This window comes from Roseburia intestinalis L1-82 (assembly GCF_900537995.1).
GTDB classification, from domain to species: Bacteria; Bacillota; Clostridia; order Lachnospirales; family Lachnospiraceae; genus Roseburia; species Roseburia intestinalis.
The window spans coordinates 111,534-129,693 of sequence record NZ_LR027880.1; the positions used below are offsets into that span (position 1 = coordinate 111,534).

Annotated in this window: 19 protein-coding genes; 18 read left to right on the forward strand and 1 reads right to left on the reverse strand. The window is 40.8% G+C overall.

Translation table 11 applies throughout. The annotated features are described in order from the left end of the window. The first annotated feature begins 14 nt into the window (after nt 1-14). The 16 genes from RIL182_RS00535 to RIL182_RS00615 all read left to right on the forward strand — a co-directional run bounded on the left by RIL182_RS00535 (nt 15) and on the right by RIL182_RS00615 (nt 12,563). Nucleotides 15-926, forward strand: a complete 912-nt coding sequence (locus tag RIL182_RS00535; RefSeq protein WP_006857101.1) for a conjugal transfer protein — start codon at nt 15-17, stop codon at nt 924-926. A 121-nt stretch (nt 927-1,047) separates the two neighbouring features. Next, nucleotides 1,048-1,419: a GntR family transcriptional regulator gene (locus tag RIL182_RS00540; protein ID WP_006857100.1), complete on the forward strand. Its 372-nt coding sequence runs from the start codon at nt 1,048-1,050 to the stop codon at nt 1,417-1,419. 2 nt (nt 1,420-1,421) lie between these two features. Continuing rightward, a complete protein-coding gene (locus RIL182_RS00545; protein ID WP_006857099.1) occupies nt 1,422-2,270 on the forward strand; it encodes an ATP-binding cassette domain-containing protein in 849 nt (282 codons plus the stop codon). Next, nucleotides 2,270-2,923, forward strand: a complete 654-nt coding sequence (locus tag RIL182_RS00550; RefSeq protein WP_006857098.1) for an ABC-2 transporter permease — start codon at nt 2,270-2,272, stop codon at nt 2,921-2,923. Before RIL182_RS00545 ends, RIL182_RS00550 begins: the two co-directional genes overlap by 1 nt. Nucleotides 2,924-3,053: 130 nt before the next feature. Beyond that, nucleotides 3,054-3,245, forward strand: coding sequence for a DUF4177 domain-containing protein (locus RIL182_RS00555; protein WP_006857097.1), 192 nt, complete (start codon nt 3,054-3,056; stop codon nt 3,243-3,245). A 23-nt stretch (nt 3,246-3,268) separates the two neighbouring features. Further along, the gene (locus RIL182_RS00560; protein WP_006857096.1) at nt 3,269-3,499 is read left to right on the forward strand and encodes a hypothetical protein; all 231 of its coding nucleotides are present in this window, start codon (nt 3,269-3,271) and stop codon (nt 3,497-3,499) included. A gap of 16 nt (nt 3,500-3,515) precedes the next feature. Next, nucleotides 3,516-3,836: an ATP-binding protein gene (locus RIL182_RS21900; protein ID WP_006857095.1), complete on the forward strand. Its 321-nt coding sequence runs from the start codon at nt 3,516-3,518 to the stop codon at nt 3,834-3,836. A 293-nt stretch (nt 3,837-4,129) separates the two neighbouring features. Further along, entirely contained in the window at nt 4,130-4,549 is a 420-nt protein-coding gene (locus RIL182_RS00570) for an RNA polymerase sigma factor (RefSeq protein ID WP_044998991.1), read from the forward strand. Nucleotide 4,550: 1 nt separating this feature from the next. Next, the gene (locus tag RIL182_RS00575) at nt 4,551-4,799 is read left to right on the forward strand and encodes a helix-turn-helix domain-containing protein (protein WP_004613734.1); all 249 of its coding nucleotides are present in this window, start codon (nt 4,551-4,553) and stop codon (nt 4,797-4,799) included. 371 nt (nt 4,800-5,170) lie between these two features. Then, the gene (locus tag RIL182_RS00585; protein WP_004613735.1) at nt 5,171-5,374 is read left to right on the forward strand and encodes an excisionase; all 204 of its coding nucleotides are present in this window, start codon (nt 5,171-5,173) and stop codon (nt 5,372-5,374) included. A 78-nt stretch (nt 5,375-5,452) separates the two neighbouring features. Next, nucleotides 5,453-6,643, forward strand: a complete 1,191-nt coding sequence (locus tag RIL182_RS00590; protein WP_006857094.1) for a site-specific integrase — start codon at nt 5,453-5,455, stop codon at nt 6,641-6,643. Between the two features lie 295 nt (nt 6,644-6,938). Continuing rightward, nucleotides 6,939-8,435, forward strand: a complete 1,497-nt coding sequence (gene glpK, locus RIL182_RS00595; protein ID WP_006857093.1) for a glycerol kinase GlpK — start codon at nt 6,939-6,941, stop codon at nt 8,433-8,435. A gap of 72 nt (nt 8,436-8,507) precedes the next feature. Beyond that, nucleotides 8,508-9,218 carry an MIP/aquaporin family protein gene (locus RIL182_RS00600; RefSeq protein WP_006857092.1) on the forward strand — a complete coding sequence of 237 codons (711 nt, stop codon included), beginning with the start codon at nt 8,508-8,510 and terminating at the stop codon, nt 9,216-9,218. A 247-nt stretch (nt 9,219-9,465) separates the two neighbouring features. After that, on the forward strand, nt 9,466-10,902 hold the full coding sequence (locus RIL182_RS00605) for an NAD(P)/FAD-dependent oxidoreductase (RefSeq protein WP_044999000.1): 1,437 nt from the start codon (nt 9,466-9,468) through the stop codon (nt 10,900-10,902). A gap of 17 nt (nt 10,903-10,919) precedes the next feature. Continuing rightward, nucleotides 10,920-12,188 carry an NAD(P)/FAD-dependent oxidoreductase gene (locus RIL182_RS00610; RefSeq protein WP_006857090.1) on the forward strand — a complete coding sequence of 423 codons (1,269 nt, stop codon included), beginning with the start codon at nt 10,920-10,922 and terminating at the stop codon, nt 12,186-12,188. A gap of 15 nt (nt 12,189-12,203) precedes the next feature. Continuing rightward, entirely contained in the window at nt 12,204-12,563 is a 360-nt protein-coding gene (locus RIL182_RS00615) for a DUF1667 domain-containing protein (RefSeq protein ID WP_006857089.1), read from the forward strand. A 111-nt stretch (nt 12,564-12,674) separates the two neighbouring features. Here the strand turns inward: RIL182_RS00615 and RIL182_RS00620 are convergent, their stop codons facing one another. After that, nucleotides 12,675-13,976: a fibronectin type III domain-containing protein gene (locus RIL182_RS00620; protein ID WP_006857088.1), complete on the reverse strand. Its 1,302-nt coding sequence runs from the start codon at nt 13,974-13,976 to the stop codon at nt 12,675-12,677. 672 nt (nt 13,977-14,648) lie between these two features. Here RIL182_RS00620 and metG point away from each other — a divergent pair. Next, nucleotides 14,649-16,646 carry a methionine--tRNA ligase gene (gene metG, locus RIL182_RS00625; protein WP_006857087.1) on the forward strand — a complete coding sequence of 666 codons (1,998 nt, stop codon included), beginning with the start codon at nt 14,649-14,651 and terminating at the stop codon, nt 16,644-16,646. Nucleotides 16,647-16,665: 19 nt separating this feature from the next. After that, nucleotides 16,666-18,045, forward strand: a complete 1,380-nt coding sequence (locus RIL182_RS00630) for a DUF6056 family protein (RefSeq protein ID WP_006857086.1) — start codon at nt 16,666-16,668, stop codon at nt 18,043-18,045. Nucleotides 18,046-18,160: the final 115 nt, after the last annotated feature.

The window sequence follows — 18,160 nt, forward strand, 5'->3', positions numbered from 1 at the left end:
AAGGACTTGAAAATATGTTTAAGAAGAATAAGAAACAGACAGAAACTATCAAAGAACCAAAAGAAAAAAAGGTGCGTACTGTTAAGGTAGGCACACATAAGAAAGCCGTGATTGCGTTGTGGGTGGTACTTATTGCAAGCGTGAGCTTTGGGGTGTATAAGAATTTTACTGCTATCGACCAGCACACGACCCACGAAAAAGAAATCATTGAACTTCGCTTGCAGGACACCAACGGGATAGAAAATTTCGTGAAGAATTTTGCGAAGTCCTATTACACATGGAATAACAGTAAAGAAGCGATTGAATCAAGGACGCAGGCAATCAACGGTTATCTGACAAAGGAATTGCAGGACTTGAATGTTGATACCATTAGAACGGATATACCGACCAGCTCCACAGTTACAGATGTGATTGTATGGAGTATCGAACAATCGGGAACGGACACTTTTTCTGCTACCTACGAAGTAGATCAGCAGATAAAAGAGGGAGAAAAGACAAGCAATGTGAAAGCAACCTATACCGTAAAAGTCCATATAGACGCTGACGGGGATATGGTAATCGTTCAGAACCCTACCCTTGCACCAGCAATCGAAAAATCAGACTATGAGCCTAAGACACCAGACGCAGACGCAAGTGTAGACGCTGATACCGTGAATGACGCTACCGTATTTCTGGAAACATTCTTTAAGCTCTACCCGACAGCTACGGAAAAAGAGCTTGCCTATTATGTATCGGGAAATGTGCTTGAACCTATCGGCAGGGACTATCTTTATTCTGAACTGGTAAACCCTATCTTTACAAAGGACGGGGACAATGTGAAAGTCAAGGTAGGCGTGAAATTCCTTGATAATCAGACAAAGGCGACGCAGATATCGCAGTATGAACTTGTGCTATATAAGGATAGTAACTGGAAGATTGTAGGATAAATTATATAGCGTGCATTTCCTAAATGAGATTTGCACGCTTCACTTTCTGTACAAACACCATATAACACTTGACAACAGCGTTACTCTGTTATATACTGTTTATACAGAAAGGAGCTGTGAGATGAAAATTATTATAAACCATTCTTCAATGATACCTATTTACGAGCAAATAGTAGAACAAGTTAAAGCTTTAATTCGGAATGGAAAATTAAAAGAAAATGATAATCTTCCGTCTGTTCGTTCTCTTGCAAAAGAATTAAAAATAAGTGCTCTAACTGTGAAAAAAGCATATGATAGCTTGGAAAACGAGGGGTTTACGGTAACAATTCATGGAAAAGGAACATATGTTACTGCTACAAATACAGAGCTTTTATTAGAGGAACAGAAAAAGGAATTAGAAAGTGATTTAGAACGAGTTATTCAAAAAGGCAGATGTTACGGTATCAGTGATGAAGATATAAAAAAACTATTTGAGTTAATTTTGGAGGGTTAGATATGTTAAAAATTAAGCATTTGAAAAAAAGTTATGAAAACTTTTCGCTTGATTGTTCTCTTGAAGTAAAGAAAGGTCATGTAACTGGTTTGATTGGTCAAAATGGTGCAGGAAAAAGCACAACATTTAAAGCTATTTTAGGGCTAATTTCCTTTGATAGTGGAACTATCAATATTCTTGGAAAGTCATTACAAGATTTTACTGCAAAAGACAAGCAAGATTTGGGAGTAGTTCTTTCGGACTCTGGCTTTAGTGGATATTTAACAATCAATGATATTATTCCTATTATTGATAATTTATATCAAAATTTTGATAAATCATTTTTTATAGAACAAGTTAAAAAGTTTCAGCTTCCACGAAATAAAAGAATAAAAGATTTTTCAACTGGTATGAAAGCGAAAGTAAAAGTCTTAGTTGCTGTTTCACACAATGCAAAGTTGTTAATTCTTGATGAACCAACGGCGGGATTAGATGTAATAGCTAGAGATGAATTGTTAGAAATGCTAAGAGATTTTATAGAAAAAGACGAAGAACGCTCTATTTTAATTAGTTCTCACATTTCCAGTGATTTAGAAACTTTATGTGATGACCTTTATATGATACATCAAGGAAAAGTAATTATGCACGAAGATACTGATGTTTTACTAAGCGATTATGCACTACTTAAAGTTGATGAAGAAGAATATTCCAAATTAGATAGACAATATATTTTACGTACAAAAAAAGAAAGCTATGGATATAGTTGTTTAACTAATCAAAAACAATATTATGCTGAAAATTATCCTCAAATGGCGATTGAAAAAGGAAATATAGACGAAGTAATAACAATGATGATTAGAGGTGTTGAATAATGAAAGGTTTATTGATTAAAGATTTTAAATTGCTGAAAGGACAGAAAAACTTCTTTATGACTATTACTGCTATATCTATAATAATGATAATAGTATCTCCGGGGACTTCGTTTCCGATTGGTTTCTTAGGTTTTGTGGGGGCATTATTCTCATTGAGTTCAATTAGCTATGATGAATTTGATAATGGAAATGCTTTTTTATTTTCTTTACCGATAACACGAAAAGATTATGTACTGGAAAAATATATTTTTGGATTGATTTCAGGAATAATGTTTTTGTTGTTGGGAACTGTTATTAGTTTAGTTGTTATTGGTATTACAAAAACAGGCAGTTTTAATGAAATTTTTTTAACAGCAGGTTCTTTATTTCCTACTATTTTATTGATTTTATCAATCATGCTTCCTTTTATCTTGAAATTTGGTGGAGAAAAAGGAAGAATTGCTATCATAGGTGTAATGGGATTTATATTTGTTATAGGACTGCTTCTTATAAAAACTACTGAATATTTAGGAATAGATTTATATGTCTTAATAAATAAATTACCTAAATTTGAACCACTAGTATATATAATATTATTTTTATTGCTTTCAGTTGTTATTTTAGGTATCTCCTATCTTATTAGCTTAACAATACTAAAGAAAAAAGAGTTTTAGAAAAGAGAGGTGTGCTTATGGACTTGACTATTTTGGTAGTAGGATTGATATTGGGCGTTGGTATTCCTTTAAGAAATAAGGTAATCAAAAAGCGTAGAGAAAATATGAAAGAGAAAGGAAATGAGGAAAAATGAAAAAATATGAATATTTAGAAATTGATTATACTGCGAAAGGTGTTGTGTTCCTTTGCACCGATAAACATAAGGAAGTTATAAATAGCTATGCAGAAAATGGGTATCGCTATGTTGGTTTTATACCTGCAGAAATTGACGCAAAAGGTTGTATGCGAAAGATTGATTTAATTTTTGAAAAAGAAGATTAACTCATTTTAGGGAGTTGGTTCGAATGATAGGGTTAAAAAAACGAGATATTAAAAAAGCATTAAAGGCTGGTGCAAAGGCTGGCGGTATGTCATTAGCTGATGTACGGGAAAATATTGAAGCAACGATTGATGAAGCTATGAATAGCACCGACCCAGAGGTGCAGGCAAATTTCAAAAAGTATTTTGGGAATAAACGCTCTACACCAGAAGAATATATTTATATCATTACAAAAAAGACAAAGGTAAAATTATAATAAAAGGGTCGTGGAAATGCTTCACAAAATTGTGATCTGCATTATCACGGCTCTTTTACTCTCTGTTTACTTTCAAAACTGTAAGTGTACAAATATATTGCTTGTGATTGAAGATAATGGTTGTGGAATAAAAGCGTCTGATTTATCCCGTGTATTTGAAAAAGGTTTTACGGGTTCAAATAGAAACAAGGCAAATGCAACGGGTATGGGACTGTATCTATCGAAAAAATTATGCGATAGGTTGGGCTTGAAATTGGATATTGCTTCTACGGAAAAAGAATATACAAGACTGACCATTACATTTCCAAAAGGAACAGTTCATAATTTTTCAGAGTAATTTGAAAACCATGCCAACATTGATACGGTGCTTTAAGGGGGCTTGCATTATGGAAAGCTTTAAGTACAATTCTTTGCAATCAAATTCCACCTAATAGCACACTATTAAAAATTGAATATGTTTTAGCTTTAAAGGCTCGTACAGACTATATGTTTTGTGCGGGCTTTTTTCATACCCGAAAAAAATTTAAAAATTTTTCAAAAGAGGTCATTAAATCACACCTTTCATTCCCTATATGGTGCGGAAAGAGGGATAAACACTTTTCAAATCATAGTGGAAAGGGGGTGAGATTGATGAAACCGTCTGACTTCCAGAAAACAGTTCAATGTCGCTTTGAAAGTTGTTTGAAGAAAGTTGTCCGTCATATTGTAAAGGACTACCAACAAGGATTGAAACGACGAAAAGATAAAGAAATTCCATTCTGTGAACTTCCAGAAATTTTCGTTGAAAATTTTGCTGTGTGGGATGACTACGAAACAGATTATACAATCTTTTCAGTATGTGGCATTGATATTCGTGTCCTTGATGATGAGCTGGCAGAAGCCTTGAAAAAACTTCCAGAAAGAAAGAGAAATACTCTGTTAATGTATTACTTCTTGGAAATGACAGAAAGTGAAATTGCCAACTTACAAAAGATTACGCAAAGCGGTGTATTTAGAAACCGACATCATGCTTTGGAAACTATGAAAAAAATACTAAAGGAGAAGCAGTAAAATGAAGCAAACATTTAAGAAGCCGTCCTACTATTTGCTTTCGCAAGCAATGGACGGGGACGAAAAAGCGATTGAAAAAATACTGGCATTTTATGACCCGTACATATCAAAGTGCTGTTTGCGTCCACTCTATGATGAATACGGCAATGTCTATATTGTTGTAGATATGGAGTTAAAGGGACTTATCCGAGAAGCACTTATCAAAATGATTTTAGGGTTTGATATTGCCTTAGAAATCGAAGAAGAATAAGCAGTTTTTAGCAGAGCATGGTTTAATGTCCCCCTCTTTCCTGCTCTGCCCTGCTTTTACATGAAAGCAACACGCTTTCGCCACAGCTCTTTGACAACTGAATAAAGCAGACAGATACGTTTGTGAGATAGCGAGCCACGGGGACTGTACGCCACGACCTTTCCAAAAGAAAGCGAGCGACCCACGCAGTGATCCGAGAGCGACTGTTGGAAAAGTCGTTTTGCCATGACCTATCCTCACAGAATAATGATACGTCCGCATGGTGCGGTTCTGCCCACAAGAATGGGAATAGTTGAGATACTAATGGAGCTTTCCAAAGCCGTCTGTCTGCTTGTAAAAAAACAACACACAGTAAAGGGGGTGCATAGATTATGAACAATACTGATGTGCCTATCTGGGAAAAATATACGCTGACGATTGAAGAAGCGTCTAAATACTTCCGCATTGGCGAAAAAAAATTGCGTAAATTAGCCGAAGAAAATATTGACGCTGGCTGGGTTATCGTGAACGGTAATCGTATTCAGATTAAGCGAAAACAATTTGAAAAAATCATAGATACATTGGACGAAATCTAATGTCATTGAGCCGTAGATATGGTATAATAAAGTATAGCGTATCACGGCTCATTCCATGACGGAAAGGAGCTTTACACTATGTCTAATGTAAAACGAAAAGACAGTAAAAATCGCAATTTGCGTAATGGAGAGAGCCAGCGAAAAGACGGAAGATACGTTTATAAATATACCGATATATACGGAAAGCCACAATTTATCTATTCTTGGAAACTTGTACCGACAGACAAGACACCTGCTGGAAAGCGTGATGATATTTCATTGAGGGAAAAAGAAGCACAGATAAAAAAAGACCTTAACGACAGTATCGACACAGTCGGCGGTAAAATGACAGTCTGCCAGCTTTACGAGAAAAAGAACAGCCAAAGAAAGAACATCAAGAGGGCTACCGAAAAGGGACGACAGTATCTTATGAACGCTCTGAAAAATGACCCATTGGGTATGAGGGCGATTGATACTGTTAAGCAGTCGGACGCTAAAGAATGGGCTATCAGAATGAGTGAAAAAGGATATGCCTATAAAACAATTGATAACTATAAGCGTTCCTTGAAAGCGTCATTTTACATGGCGATACAAGACGACTGTATCAGAAAGAACCCATTTGAATTTAAGCTAAGTGATGTTCTGGAAGATGATACGGAGCAGAAAGTTATCCTTACACCAGAGCAGGAAGAACGCCTGCTTGCCTTTATGGAAAAGGATAAGATTTACAGCAAGTATTATGATGAGGTTGTGCTTCTGTTGGAAACGGGACTTCGTATTTCTGAATTTTGCGGACTGACGACGCATATTGATATGCAGAACAAAATACTCAATATAGACCACCAGTTATTGAAAGACAGCGAAATCGGCTACTATATTGAAACGCCAAAAACCAAAAACGGAAAACGGGAACTTCCATTGACAGAACGGGCTTATCAAGCAATCCAAAGAATACTAAAGAACAGAGGAAAGGCACAACCGCTGATTGTAGGTGGTTACAGCAATTTCCTATTCTTAAACCGTGAGGGCTTGCCTAAGGTTGCAGGAAACTATGAGGGTATGGTGCGAGGGCTGATTAAGAAGTATAACAAATATCACACGGACAAGTTACCGAACATCACACCACATTCATTCCGACATACTTATTGTACAAATATGGCAAACAGAGGAATGAACCCAAACACCCTGCAATATCTCATGGGACACGCCAACATAACCATGACACTTGGCTATTACGCACACGGTACATTTCAATCTGCAAAAGCAGAACTGGAAAGACTGGCTTGTTAATATCGGAGCGTATATTTACTACTCATTTACTACTTTTGGTTGCATTTTCATGCTGGTAAATGCCAGCTTATGCAAGGTATCTTCCGAAAAAAAATACCGATAAAGCCCTAAAATACGGGATATATCGGCATTTACCAACTTATGAAAAGATAATCAGAAATTTAGTAAGTTTTTATTATAAAAAATAATATATTTCAATAGAAAAAAAGAACAATCAATTTTACGAATATTTATAATGCTCTGGGGGGAGCAGTTTAAATATTAAATAAAGCCAAAAGAAAGAGGAGGAAAAAGTATGGCAAAATATGTAATGGCACTGGATGCTGGAACCACAAGCAACAGATGTATCCTGTTCAACGAGAAAGGTGAGATGTGCAGCGTGGCACAGAGGGAATTTACACAGTACTTCCCACAGCCGGGCTGGGTGGAACATGATGCAGATGAAATCTGGGCAAGTATGCTCGGTGTTGCAGTTGAGGCGATGAACATGATCAATGCGACAGCAGAGGATATTGCAGCAATCGGTATTACCAACCAGAGAGAGACAACGATCGTCTGGGATAAGGAAACAGGAGAGCCGATCCATCATGCGATCGTATGGCAGTGCCGCAGAACTTCAGAATATTGCGATACCTTAAAAGAAAAAGGACTTACCGATAAATTCAGGGAAAAAACAGGTCTTGTCATTGATGCATATTTTTCAGGCACGAAGGTAAAATGGCTGCTTGACAATGTATCGGGTGCAAGAGAGAGAGCCGAAAAGGGTGAATTATTATTCGGAACGGTAGAAACCTGGCTGATCTGGAAACTGACAAAAGGCGCTGTTCATGTGACCGATTATTCCAATGCATCCAGAACAATGTTATTTAATATCAACACTCTTCAGTGGGATGATGAGATTTTAGCAGAGTTAAATATTCCAAAATGTATGCTGCCGGAGCCGAAACCGTCAAGCTGTATTTACGGGGAGGCAGATCCTTCTTACCTTGGTGGACCGATCCCGATCGCAGGTGCTGCCGGAGACCAGCAGTCAGCATTGTTTGGTCAGACCTGTTTTAACGCAGGAGAGGCAAAGAATACATATGGAACCGGATGTTTCCTTTTAATGAACACAGGCGAAAAACCGGTATTTTCCAAGAATGGTCTGGTAACTACGATTGCATGGGGACTGGATGGAAAAGTTAATTACGCACTGGAAGGCTCTATTTTCGTGGCGGGGGCTGCGATCCAGTGGTTAAGAGATGAATTAAGAGTCATTGATTCTGCACCTGATTCTGAATACATGGCAAAGAAAGTAAAAGATACGAACGGCTGTTATGTAGTTCCGGCATTTACCGGTCTTGGTGCACCTCACTGGGATCAGTATGCAAGAGGTACGATCGTAGGTATTACCCGTGGCGTCAATAAATATCACATTATCCGTGCAACATTGGAATCTCTGGCATATCAGGTGAATGATGTTCTGGTTGCCATGAAAGCAGATTCCGGAATTGATCTTACCGCTTTGAAAGTTGACGGTGGAGCAAGTGCTAATGATTTCCTGATGCAGACACAGGCGAACATTATTGATGCGCCGGTAAATCGTCCGCAATGTGTAGAGACAACAGCGATGGGCGCTGCATATCTTGCTGGTCTGGCAGTCGGTTACTGGTCAAGTAAAGAGGATGTTATTAAAAACTGGGCAATCGACAAGACATTTGAGCCGCAGATCGATGCCGCAAAGAGAGAAGAAATGATCAAAGGCTGGAACAAAGCAGTCAAATATGCATACGGCTGGGCAAAGGAAGATTAAAAAGAAGGTTTTGTATAGGGAAGGTAAAGATTGTAATGTATTGGTAAAGTTAATTGAATAAGGGGGGATAGTATGTTACCATATATAGCAGAATTTTTGGGAACTATGATTCTGATCATCTTAGGTGATGGAGTTGTTGCAAACGTAAATCTCAACAAATCTGGCATGAAGGGTGGAGGAACTGTCCAGATCACATTTGCATGGGGACTTGCGGTTATGCTGCCGGCATTTATTTTCGGAGCAGCATCGGGAGCATCGTTTAATCCGGCGCTGACGTTAGCACTTGCAGTTGACGGAAGTTTTGACTGGGCAATGGTTCCGGGATATATCATTGCACAGTTTGCAGGAGCGTTTGTTGGAGCGGTGATCGTATATCTTTTGTTTAAAGGACAGTTTGATGCAACAGAGGATCAGGCGACAAAACTTGGGGTGTTCTGTACAGCGCCTTCTATTCCGAACATGGGACAGAATATTTTCAGTGAGGCAGTTGGAACGTTTATCCTTGTATTTGCGATCAAAGGTATGGCAAATGTGCCGGGACTTACCGATGGACTTGGAAAGTTTCTTGTATTTGGAATCATTGTATCGATCGGTATGTCACTTGGTGGACTGACCGGATATGCGATCAATCCGGCAAGAGATATCGGACCGCGTCTTGCACATGCCGTTCTTCCGATTAAGGGAAAAGGAACATCCAACTGGGGATATGCAGTTGTTCCGCTGGTGGGACCGGTGATCGGAGCAATTGTTGCAGTACTGCTATATGGAGCAATTCCATGGTAGACCGTATGTTTGTCATGCGATAAGTAACTTTATATGACAATTTTATATTTATGACAGTAGATGTGCATGTGGAACCTGCAATCTATTGTTGAGGGGCAAGAGAGAAGAGAGCCTGACAGGATAATCGCAACAGCATGGGTGCGCTTACTTGTCAGGCTTTTTTATTCATAGGAGATTACATCTTATGAATGAAAAAGCCCTCCGGGTTAGATACCAGAAGAACAAAGTAAAAAAGGAGAGATGGAAAATGTATGACGTAATTATCATCGGAGCCGGTGTATCCGGCGCAGCAGCGGCGAGAGAATTGTCGCGTTATAATGCAAAAGTATGTGTGATAGAGAAAGAGGAAGATGTCTGCTGCGGCACATCCAAGGCAAACAGTGCAATCGTACATGCGGGATATGATGCAAAAGAAGGTTCCCTGATGGCAAAATTAAATGTACGGGGAAATGCCTTGATGGAGCAGCTTTCCAAAGATCTTGATTTTCCGTTTAAGCGGATAGGTTCTCTGGTTGTCTGCAAGGACGAGGAGGATATGCCGAATCTGAAAGCACTGTATGACCGTGGCGTGGTAAACGGTGTGCCGGGGCTGCGTATTTTATCCAAAGAGGAAGTGCATGAGATGGAGCCGAATCTTGAGGATGATATCTGCGCAGCATTGTATGCGCCAAGCGCCGGGATCGTGTGTCCGTTCAACCTGAATATCGCATTGGCTGAGAATGCGAATGTAAATGGTGTGGAATTTAAGTTTGACACAGAAGTAACCGATTTGAAAAAGTCGGGAGATATCTGGGAAGTCCACACAAATCAGGGTGTGTTCGAGACAAAATATGTGGTCAATGCAGCCGGTGTCTATGCGGACAAATTTCACAACATGGTCAGTGAAAAGAAAATCCATATTACGCCAAGACGCGGTGATTACTGCCTGCTTGACAAGAGTGCCGGAAGCCATGTAAGTCATACGGTCTTTGCGCTGCCGGGCAAATATGGAAAAGGAATCCTCATTTCGCCGACGGTGCATGGCAACCTGCTGTTAGGGCCTACCGCCATTGACATTGAGGATAAAGAGGTAACCAACACCACAAGAGAAGGCCTGGATCAGGTGATTGCCGGTGCAAACCTGAATGTAAAAAATATTCCGATGCGTCAGGTCATCACATCTTTTGCCGGACTTCGTGCACATGAGGATGGTCATGAGTTTATTATTGAAGAGGTTGCCGATGCAAAAGGATTTATCGACTGCGCCGGAATCGAGTCACCGGGACTTACGAGCAGTCCTGCGATCGGAGAGATGGTTGCAGATCTGTTAAAAGAGAAAATGCATTTGGAAGAGAAAAAAGATTTCATTGCAACACGCAAGGGTGTATTAAATCCAAACACATTAAGTAAAGAGGAAAGAGCGGCATTAATTAAGGAAAAACCGGAGTATGGAAACATTATCTGCCGCTGTGAGATGATCACAGAGGGAGAAATCATCGATGCCATCAGACGTCCGCTCGGTGCAAAATCGTTAGATGGTGTCAAACGCCGGACGAGAGCCGGAATGGGACGGTGTCAGGCGGGTTTCTGTTCACCGAGAACCATGGAGATTTTAGCAAGAGAGCGCGGTGTGAGCCAGTCTGAGATTACAAAATCAGGCGGAAATTCAAGGATTATTGTCGGAACCAACAAGGACAGTCTGTAAGAAGGAGGAGCCAGAGCATGAAAACATATGATATCGTAATCATCGGAGGTGGACCGGCAGGGCTTGCGGCTGCTGTTTCTGCAAAAAATAACGGAATCGATGACATATTAATTTTAGAGAGAGACAAAGAATTAGGCGGAATTTTAAACCAGTGTATCCACAATGGATTTGGACTGCATACATTTAAGGAAGAACTGACAGGACCTGAGTATGCGGGCAGATTTATTTCACAGGTAAAAGATCTGGGCATTGAATATAAATTAAATACTATGGTCATGGATATCAGCCATGAGAAAGTCGTTACGGCGATGAACCGTGAGGATGGCCTGTTTGAGATCCAGGCAAAAGCAGTCATTCTTGCTATGGGATGCCGCGAGAGACCGAGAGGCGCGTTAAATATTCCGGGATACCGCCCGGCGGGAATTTACTCCGCAGGAACGGCACAGCGTCTGGTAAACATCGAAGGCTTTATGCCGGGACGTGAAGTCGTCATTTTAGGTTCCGGTGATATCGGACTGATCATGGCAAGGCGAATGACACTTGAGGGTGCAAAGGTTAAGGTCGTGGCAGAATTAATGCCATATTCCGGCGGTCTGAAACGTAATATTGTGCAGTGTCTGGATGATTACGGAATCCCGTTAAAGTTAAGCCACACGGTTGTGGACATTAAGGGAAAAGAGCGTGTAGAAGGAATCACGTTAGCTGAGGTTGACAGTAAAGGAAAACCGATTCCGGGGACCGAAGAAGAATATAGCTGCGATACGCTGTTGCTTTCGGTAGGACTAATCCCGGAAAATGAGATTTCCAAAGGCATGGGTGTCGACATGAACCCGGTTACTTCCGGACCGAAGGTCAATGAGAGCCTTGAGACAAATATTCCGGGTGTATTTGCCTGTGGAAATGTGCTGCATGTGCATGATCTGGTGGATTTCGTGTCCGAGGAAGCAAAGACAGCCGGAAAAAATGCGGCAGCTTATGTGAAAGCAGATGGCGTGAAGGCAGCAAGAGATAACGACATTGTTTTAAATCCGATCGAGGGTGTCCGGTATACGGTGCCGGGAACCATCAATGTTGCTAATATGGATGAGCAGATCACAGTCCGTTTCCGTGTGGGCGGTGTATACAAGAACTGTTACGTCAGCGCTTATTTTGATGATGAGAGAGTCATTCACAGAAAACGTCCGGTCGTGGCACCGGGAGAAATGGAAGAGATTAAACTGACAAAAGAGCAGCTTTTGCAGTACCCGGATCTAAAGACGATTACAGTGAAAATCGAGCAGGAATAAAATGGAGGTATATCAATGGAAGAGAAAAATTTAATCTGTATCGGTTGTCCGATGGGCTGTCCGCTGACTGTAAAAATGGAGAACGGTGAAGTTGTCAGTGTTACAGGGAATACCTGTAAGCGCGGTGATATCTATGCGAGGAAGGAAGTGACAAATCCAACCAGAATCGTTACCTCTACAGTAAGGATCACCGGCGGAAGCGAAGCGATGGTTTCTGTAAAGACGAAAGAGGATATTCCGAAAGGAAAAATATTTGACTGTGTCAAAGCATTGAAAAATGTTGAGGTTGCTGCCCCGGTGCACATCGGGGATGTGCTTGTGAAAGATGTTGCAGGGACAGGTGTGGATGTGATCGCAACGAAAAATGTGGAGTAAGTTATAGATTACATGCGGTGTGAATAAATTTTAAACATCCGGGGCAAAACAGATATCTTTGAGTATCCGTTTCGCCCCGGATGTTTTTGCAATCATTTTATGGTCAGCTTTTTATTTGCTATAAAATACTGATGTAGGATTGGATACATAAACGGTTGTGGAACAATTTTTCTTTCCGACTTTGCAGACCGGCTTGACACTGATGTAATACATGGTATTTTTTTTCAACTTTTTCTTTTTAAATTTTTTCAGGGTGTAGCTGGTGTTTTTACTTTTAACGGTGTCTACTTTTGTAAAAGTTTTCGTATCGTAGCTTGTGGAAACGTATATTTCATATGCGGAAGCACCGGAAACTTTTGACCAGTTGATCTTTATTCCTGAGCCGGACTGTTTTGCAGTAATCTTTTTAGGCGAGGTGCCAAAAGTAATGACGGTACTCCATGGACTGTAAACTTTTTGCTTAGTGCCTGCAAGTGTGACATAGGAACGGACTCTTGCTGAATAAAAAGTGCCTGCTTTGATTTTTTTTGAATTGGTATATGTTCCAAGGTAACCGTAAAATTTTGTTTCGTTTACAATCGGTTTTTTAAATTTTTTGGAATCAGAAACTTTTGTTATCTGCAACTGAAATGCTTTGGCACCATTAATGCCTTTCCATTCAAAGCTGGCATCTCCGGGATAAGCAGTTGTCACTTTAAAATCACGTATTTTCTTTGGAAGTGTTGTGGCGTAGGTTTCTGTGTAAGTATTAGAAACAGCCGTAAAGTCAGAATTGCTGTTTAAGGCATAAACGCAGATTGCATAAGAGCCATCTTCTTTTAAGTTTTTAATCGTACAGGAATTTGTACTTGTGGTAAGTTCCTTGGAAAGATCGGAAAGACCACTTGGATAATATACAACTTTATATCCGGATGCACCGGAAACGGCTGCCCATTTAAAGGACAGGGATGCAGTGGTTGCTTTGGTTCCTGTAATTTTTGATGTTTTATCGCTGATCCGTGCAACAACTTTTAAGGTGTCAGACCAGTTTCCAATATCACAGAGATTTTTATCGTCCATATAGGCATAGTCGTAAGGAGCTGTGTAGGCGCAGACACGCGCATAAAAAACAGATTTGCCGGACGGAGCATGTATTTTCGCAGTCGGTTCGTAATAGGAACCTTCATCCTTCCAGGTGATTTTGTCCTCGCTTGTTTCAAGACGATAATAGATGGTCTGGTCACCTGACGAAACCGCATCCCAGGTAATGGTAATATCTGGATTTTCGTAAGGCTCAATATCTGTTTCTTTTAAATTTGTGACAGTTGCAGTCTTTGCTTCGACATTTACATTTGCCAAAATAAGCAGAATAAATGCAAAAGTAAAAGCCAGTGCAAACTTCAATAAGGTTGTTACATAAGATTTTGTTTTCATAAACTCTCCATTTCTGCGTATGCTGCGCAAATACTCCTGTCAGATAGACAGGGACTAAACTGTTTTTAGTGTAGCATATTTTGATGATGAAAGGAATGGAGAAAAATATATTAATTTGCAGTGATCGCTTCTCGAATGGCAAGCAAAAAAAGTAGAGTGGATCAGCCGCTTGACTTTTTACACATTCCATGCTAGATTGAAAATAATCGTAAGAAATAAAACACCATGAAAAAGAGAGTACATCTGTTGGAACTTTACAGAGAAGTTTCTATCTTTCCGGGAAAGGTGATGTGAGTCAGGTATTTTTATAAGAAAACCTGTGTCACAGAAACTGAAATACCAAACCGGAATAAGGCTGAGAGGAAACGGGCGGACATAGATGGAAGATGGCTTTGGAGTGGCAGGACTGAACTGTTTTAGAAAATAACAGATAAGTCCCGACAGGTCCGCCTGTTACAGCGGGAGATATTACAGCAGATGAGCATCGGTACAGTATGTATCCGGGCAGTCCGTGAGATATCGGAATGAGGCTGGCATTTTGTGCCGGTAAATGGGAGTGGTACCACGGGATAACATCTCGTCTTCTTTTTAGAGGACGGGATTTTTTTTATTTATAAGATGAAATAACCCACAGTATCAACAAGCAAATCATTAAGAAAGAAGGAAATACACATGAGCAGCAAAGGAAAATTTTATATGACAACAGCGATTGCCTACACATCCGGCAAGCCGCACATTGGAAATACCTACGAGATCGTACTTGCAGATGCGATCGCAAGATTCCGCCGTCAGGAAGGTTATGATGTTTACTTCCAGACCGGAACGGACGAACATGGTCAGAAGATCCAGGAGAAGGCCGAGAAGGCCGGGATCACTCCGAAAGAGTATGTGGACAATGTAGCCGGAGAGGTAAAACGCATCTGGGATCTGATGAACACTTCCTATGATAATTTTGTCCGTACAACCGATGAAGACCATGAGAAACAGGTAAAAAAGATCTTCAAAAAATTATACGATAAAGGTGACATCTACAAAGGTTCCTACGAGGGACTTTACTGTACTCCGTGTGAATCTTTCTGGACAGAGTCACAGCTTGTGGATGGGAAATGCCCGGACTGCGGACGTGAGGTCCAGCCGGCAAAAGAGGAGGCATATTTCTTTAAAATGAGCAAATATGCTGACAAACTCATCAACTACATCAATGAGCATCCGGAATTTATCCAGCCGGTTTCCAGAAAAAATGAGATGATGAACAACTTCTTACTTCCGGGATTACAGGATCTGTGCGTCTCCAGAACATCATTTTCCTGGGGCATTCCGGTAGATTTCGATCCAAAACATGTCGTTTATGTGTGGCTGGACGCTCTGACCAACTATATCACCAAGATTGGATACGATGCAGACGGCAATTCCAGTGATCTGTTCAACAAGAACTGGCCTGCAGACTTACATCTGATCGGAAAAGACATCATCCGTTTCCATACGATCTACTGGCCGATCTTTTTGATGGCACTGGATCTGCCGCTGCCAAAACAGGTGTTTGGTCATCCGTGGCTTTTACAGGGCGGCGAGAAGATGAGCAAGTCTAAAGGAAACGTGATCTACGCAGATGATATGGCTGATTTATTCGGCGTGGATGCAACACGTTACTTTGTATTACACGAGATGCCGTTTGAAAATGACGGAATCATTACCTGGGATCTTGTCATCGAGCGTTACAACTCTGACCTTGCTAATATCCTTGGAAACCTTGTAAACCGTACCATTTCCATGAGCAATAAATATTTTGACGGTGTGGTAAAGAGCACAGGTGTGACAGAGGAAGTTGATGCAGACTTAAAGGCAGTTGTGACATCTGCGAGAGATAAAGTTGCAGAGAAGATGAAAAATCTGCGTGTTGCAGATGCAATCACAGAGGTATTTAACTTATTCCGCCGCTGCAACAAATACATTGATGAGACTGCACCGTGGGTACTTGCAAAGGACGAGGCAGCAAAAGACCGGCTGGCAGAAGTACTTTATAATCTGGTAGAGTCCATCACGATCGGAGCATGTCTGTTAAAGAGCTTCTTACCGGAGACAGCAGACCGTATCTTAGCGCAGCTGAATGCAGGTATGCGTGAATATGATGATCTGGACAAATTCGGACTTTATGAGAATGGAAATAAAGTGACAGACAAACCGGAGATCCTTTTTGCACGTCTGGATGCAAAAGAGATCATGCCAAAGATCGATGCGATCCGTGAAGCACAGAAAGCAGAGTTTGAGGCAGAGCAGAAGGCGCTTGGCGGACTGCCGGAGACTACAGAGGAATCAGGCGAAGCAATCGATATCGAGGCAAAACCGGAGATCGAATATGATGATTTTATGAAAATGCAGTTCCAGGTCGGAGAGATCATTTCCTGTGAAGCAGTGCCGAAGTCAAAGAAATTATTATGTTCCCAGGTAAAAATCGGAAGTCAGGTAAAACAGATCGTTTCCGGTATCCGCAAATACTATACACCGGAAGAGATGGTCGGCAAAAAAGTAATGGTACTTGTGAACTTAAAACCTGCAAAACTTGCCGGAGTTTTATCTGAGGGAATGCTCTTATGTGCAGAAGATGCAGAGGGTAATCTTGCACTGATGACACCGGAAAAAGCAATGCCGAGCGGAGCTGAGATCTGCTAGTACATCGGGGAACAAAAGAGTGAAAGAAAAAATACAAAAGGTATTCAGGCAAAATATTCCATTTGTGGTGGTGTTTGTGACGGCGCTCATCTGGCATCTGGTCATTAAAATTTCTGCGGGGGATGATGTTGTCTATTTTCAGACTCTGATGGATGGAAGAAGTATCTGGGAAATCTTAGCACACCGCTATGCGACATGGTCTTCAAGAATGGCAATCGAATTTGTACTTATCCCGTTGGTACAGGTTCCATGGCTGTGGAAGATACTGGATATTATTGTTTTTACATTGATTCCTGTATTATTATACCGCTTATTATTCTTGAATCCGGAAAAATATCTGGATATGGAATGTAACATAAATAAAACGGCAGGTAAATGGCTTGTCTGTGCATTTATGCTGCTTTATCCATTTTCTGATATGGTGTCAGCAGGCTGGATCGCGACAACGGTCAATTATCTGTGGCCGCTTCTTGGGTTATTATACATTGCCCTGCTCTTACAGAAACTGGCGCAGAAAGGACATGTACACTGGTATGAAGGTGCAGGCGGTGTGGTTTCCTGCATTTTTTGCAGCAGTCAGGAGCAGGTTGCTGCAATTTTGCTGGTGCTGCTGTTTCTTGCCATGGTTTATAGCTGGCGCAGAAAGAAGTCTGGAAGTCTGTGGATCTACGGATATGCAGTCATTGATGTGATCTCGCTTTTTACGATTCTGCGCTGCCCGGGAAACGGTATTCGCAGTATGCAGGAAGTGGAAGGACGTATGCCGGAATTTGCATACTTTTCCGTTTGGGAAAAAATATATATGGGGGCTGCAAATATAGAACGCATTTTTGTTGCGCAGGTCAACAGTATTTTCCTGATCGTCTCGGCCGTGCTTGCCGTATTGGTCGGACTGAAAACAAAAAATTTGATAAAAACGCTGCTGTCATCTGTTCCGGTATTTTGTATCCTTGGATATGCACTGATCCGCACCGGGCATCCGTGGTATGAAAAAATATTTATCATACCAAAGCAGACAGCGGAATGGAATTTTAAAGATCCTGCGAACTGGTTCCCGGTGATATTTTTGATCGTGACGGTGGCAGGAATGTCCTATGCACTGTTTTGCCTGATGAAAGAAAAGCTGGAAACGTATTTCTATACGATTGCCATACTTGGTGTCGGGCTTGCATCCGGTATTGTCATGGGTTTTTCGCCGACGATCTATGCATCGGCGGACCGGCCGTATATTTACCTGTATTTTATTCTGATGGCGGTCTGTCTTTTCTGTATCAGACAGATGCGCGGGCAGATCAGAAAAGAAGTGCCGGTACTGGTCTTAAATATGTCTGCAGTAATATTGGGATTGTTTTGTATGGTTAACATTGCGGAAACGCTCTGGATGTGTCATATCATGTAAATTGAAGGTAATTATTTTGTGCAGTTTTGCCGATGTTAAAGATATATGAATGGATTCATTTTTCATGACAGGCACGCGCAAAGCGGGTAAAAAATATTATGTGATCCCTGTCATG

Excerpts from the sequence above, each read along its gene's own strand:
- RIL182_RS00535 (WP_006857101.1), top strand. The coding sequence starts at position 15 with ATGTTTAAGAAGAATAAGAAACAGACAGAAACTATCAAAGAACCAAAA.
- RIL182_RS00540 (WP_006857100.1), top strand. The coding sequence starts at position 1,048 with ATGAAAATTATTATAAACCATTCTTCAATGATACCTATTTACGAGCAA.
- RIL182_RS00545 (WP_006857099.1), top strand. The coding sequence starts at position 1,422 with ATGTTAAAAATTAAGCATTTGAAAAAAAGTTATGAAAACTTTTCGCTT.
- RIL182_RS00550 (WP_006857098.1), top strand. The coding sequence starts at position 2,270 with ATGAAAGGTTTATTGATTAAAGATTTTAAATTGCTGAAAGGACAGAAA.
- RIL182_RS00555 (WP_006857097.1), top strand. The coding sequence starts at position 3,054 with ATGAAAAAATATGAATATTTAGAAATTGATTATACTGCGAAAGGTGTT.
- RIL182_RS00560 (WP_006857096.1), top strand. The coding sequence starts at position 3,269 with ATGATAGGGTTAAAAAAACGAGATATTAAAAAAGCATTAAAGGCTGGT.
- RIL182_RS21900 (WP_006857095.1), top strand. The coding sequence starts at position 3,516 with ATGCTTCACAAAATTGTGATCTGCATTATCACGGCTCTTTTACTCTCT.
- RIL182_RS00570 (WP_044998991.1), top strand. The coding sequence starts at position 4,130 with ATGAAACCGTCTGACTTCCAGAAAACAGTTCAATGTCGCTTTGAAAGT.
- RIL182_RS00575 (WP_004613734.1), top strand. The coding sequence starts at position 4,551 with ATGAAGCAAACATTTAAGAAGCCGTCCTACTATTTGCTTTCGCAAGCA.
- RIL182_RS00585 (WP_004613735.1), top strand. The coding sequence starts at position 5,171 with ATGAACAATACTGATGTGCCTATCTGGGAAAAATATACGCTGACGATT.
- RIL182_RS00590 (WP_006857094.1), top strand. The coding sequence starts at position 5,453 with ATGTCTAATGTAAAACGAAAAGACAGTAAAAATCGCAATTTGCGTAAT.
- glpK (WP_006857093.1), top strand. The coding sequence starts at position 6,939 with ATGGCAAAATATGTAATGGCACTGGATGCTGGAACCACAAGCAACAGA.
- RIL182_RS00600 (WP_006857092.1), top strand. The coding sequence starts at position 8,508 with ATGTTACCATATATAGCAGAATTTTTGGGAACTATGATTCTGATCATC.
- RIL182_RS00605 (WP_044999000.1), top strand. The coding sequence starts at position 9,466 with ATGTATGACGTAATTATCATCGGAGCCGGTGTATCCGGCGCAGCAGCG.
- RIL182_RS00610 (WP_006857090.1), top strand. The coding sequence starts at position 10,920 with ATGAAAACATATGATATCGTAATCATCGGAGGTGGACCGGCAGGGCTT.
- RIL182_RS00615 (WP_006857089.1), top strand. The coding sequence starts at position 12,204 with ATGGAAGAGAAAAATTTAATCTGTATCGGTTGTCCGATGGGCTGTCCG.
- RIL182_RS00620 (WP_006857088.1), bottom strand. The coding sequence starts at position 13,976 with ATGAAAACAAAATCTTATGTAACAACCTTATTGAAGTTTGCACTGGCT.
- metG (WP_006857087.1), top strand. The coding sequence starts at position 14,649 with ATGAGCAGCAAAGGAAAATTTTATATGACAACAGCGATTGCCTACACA.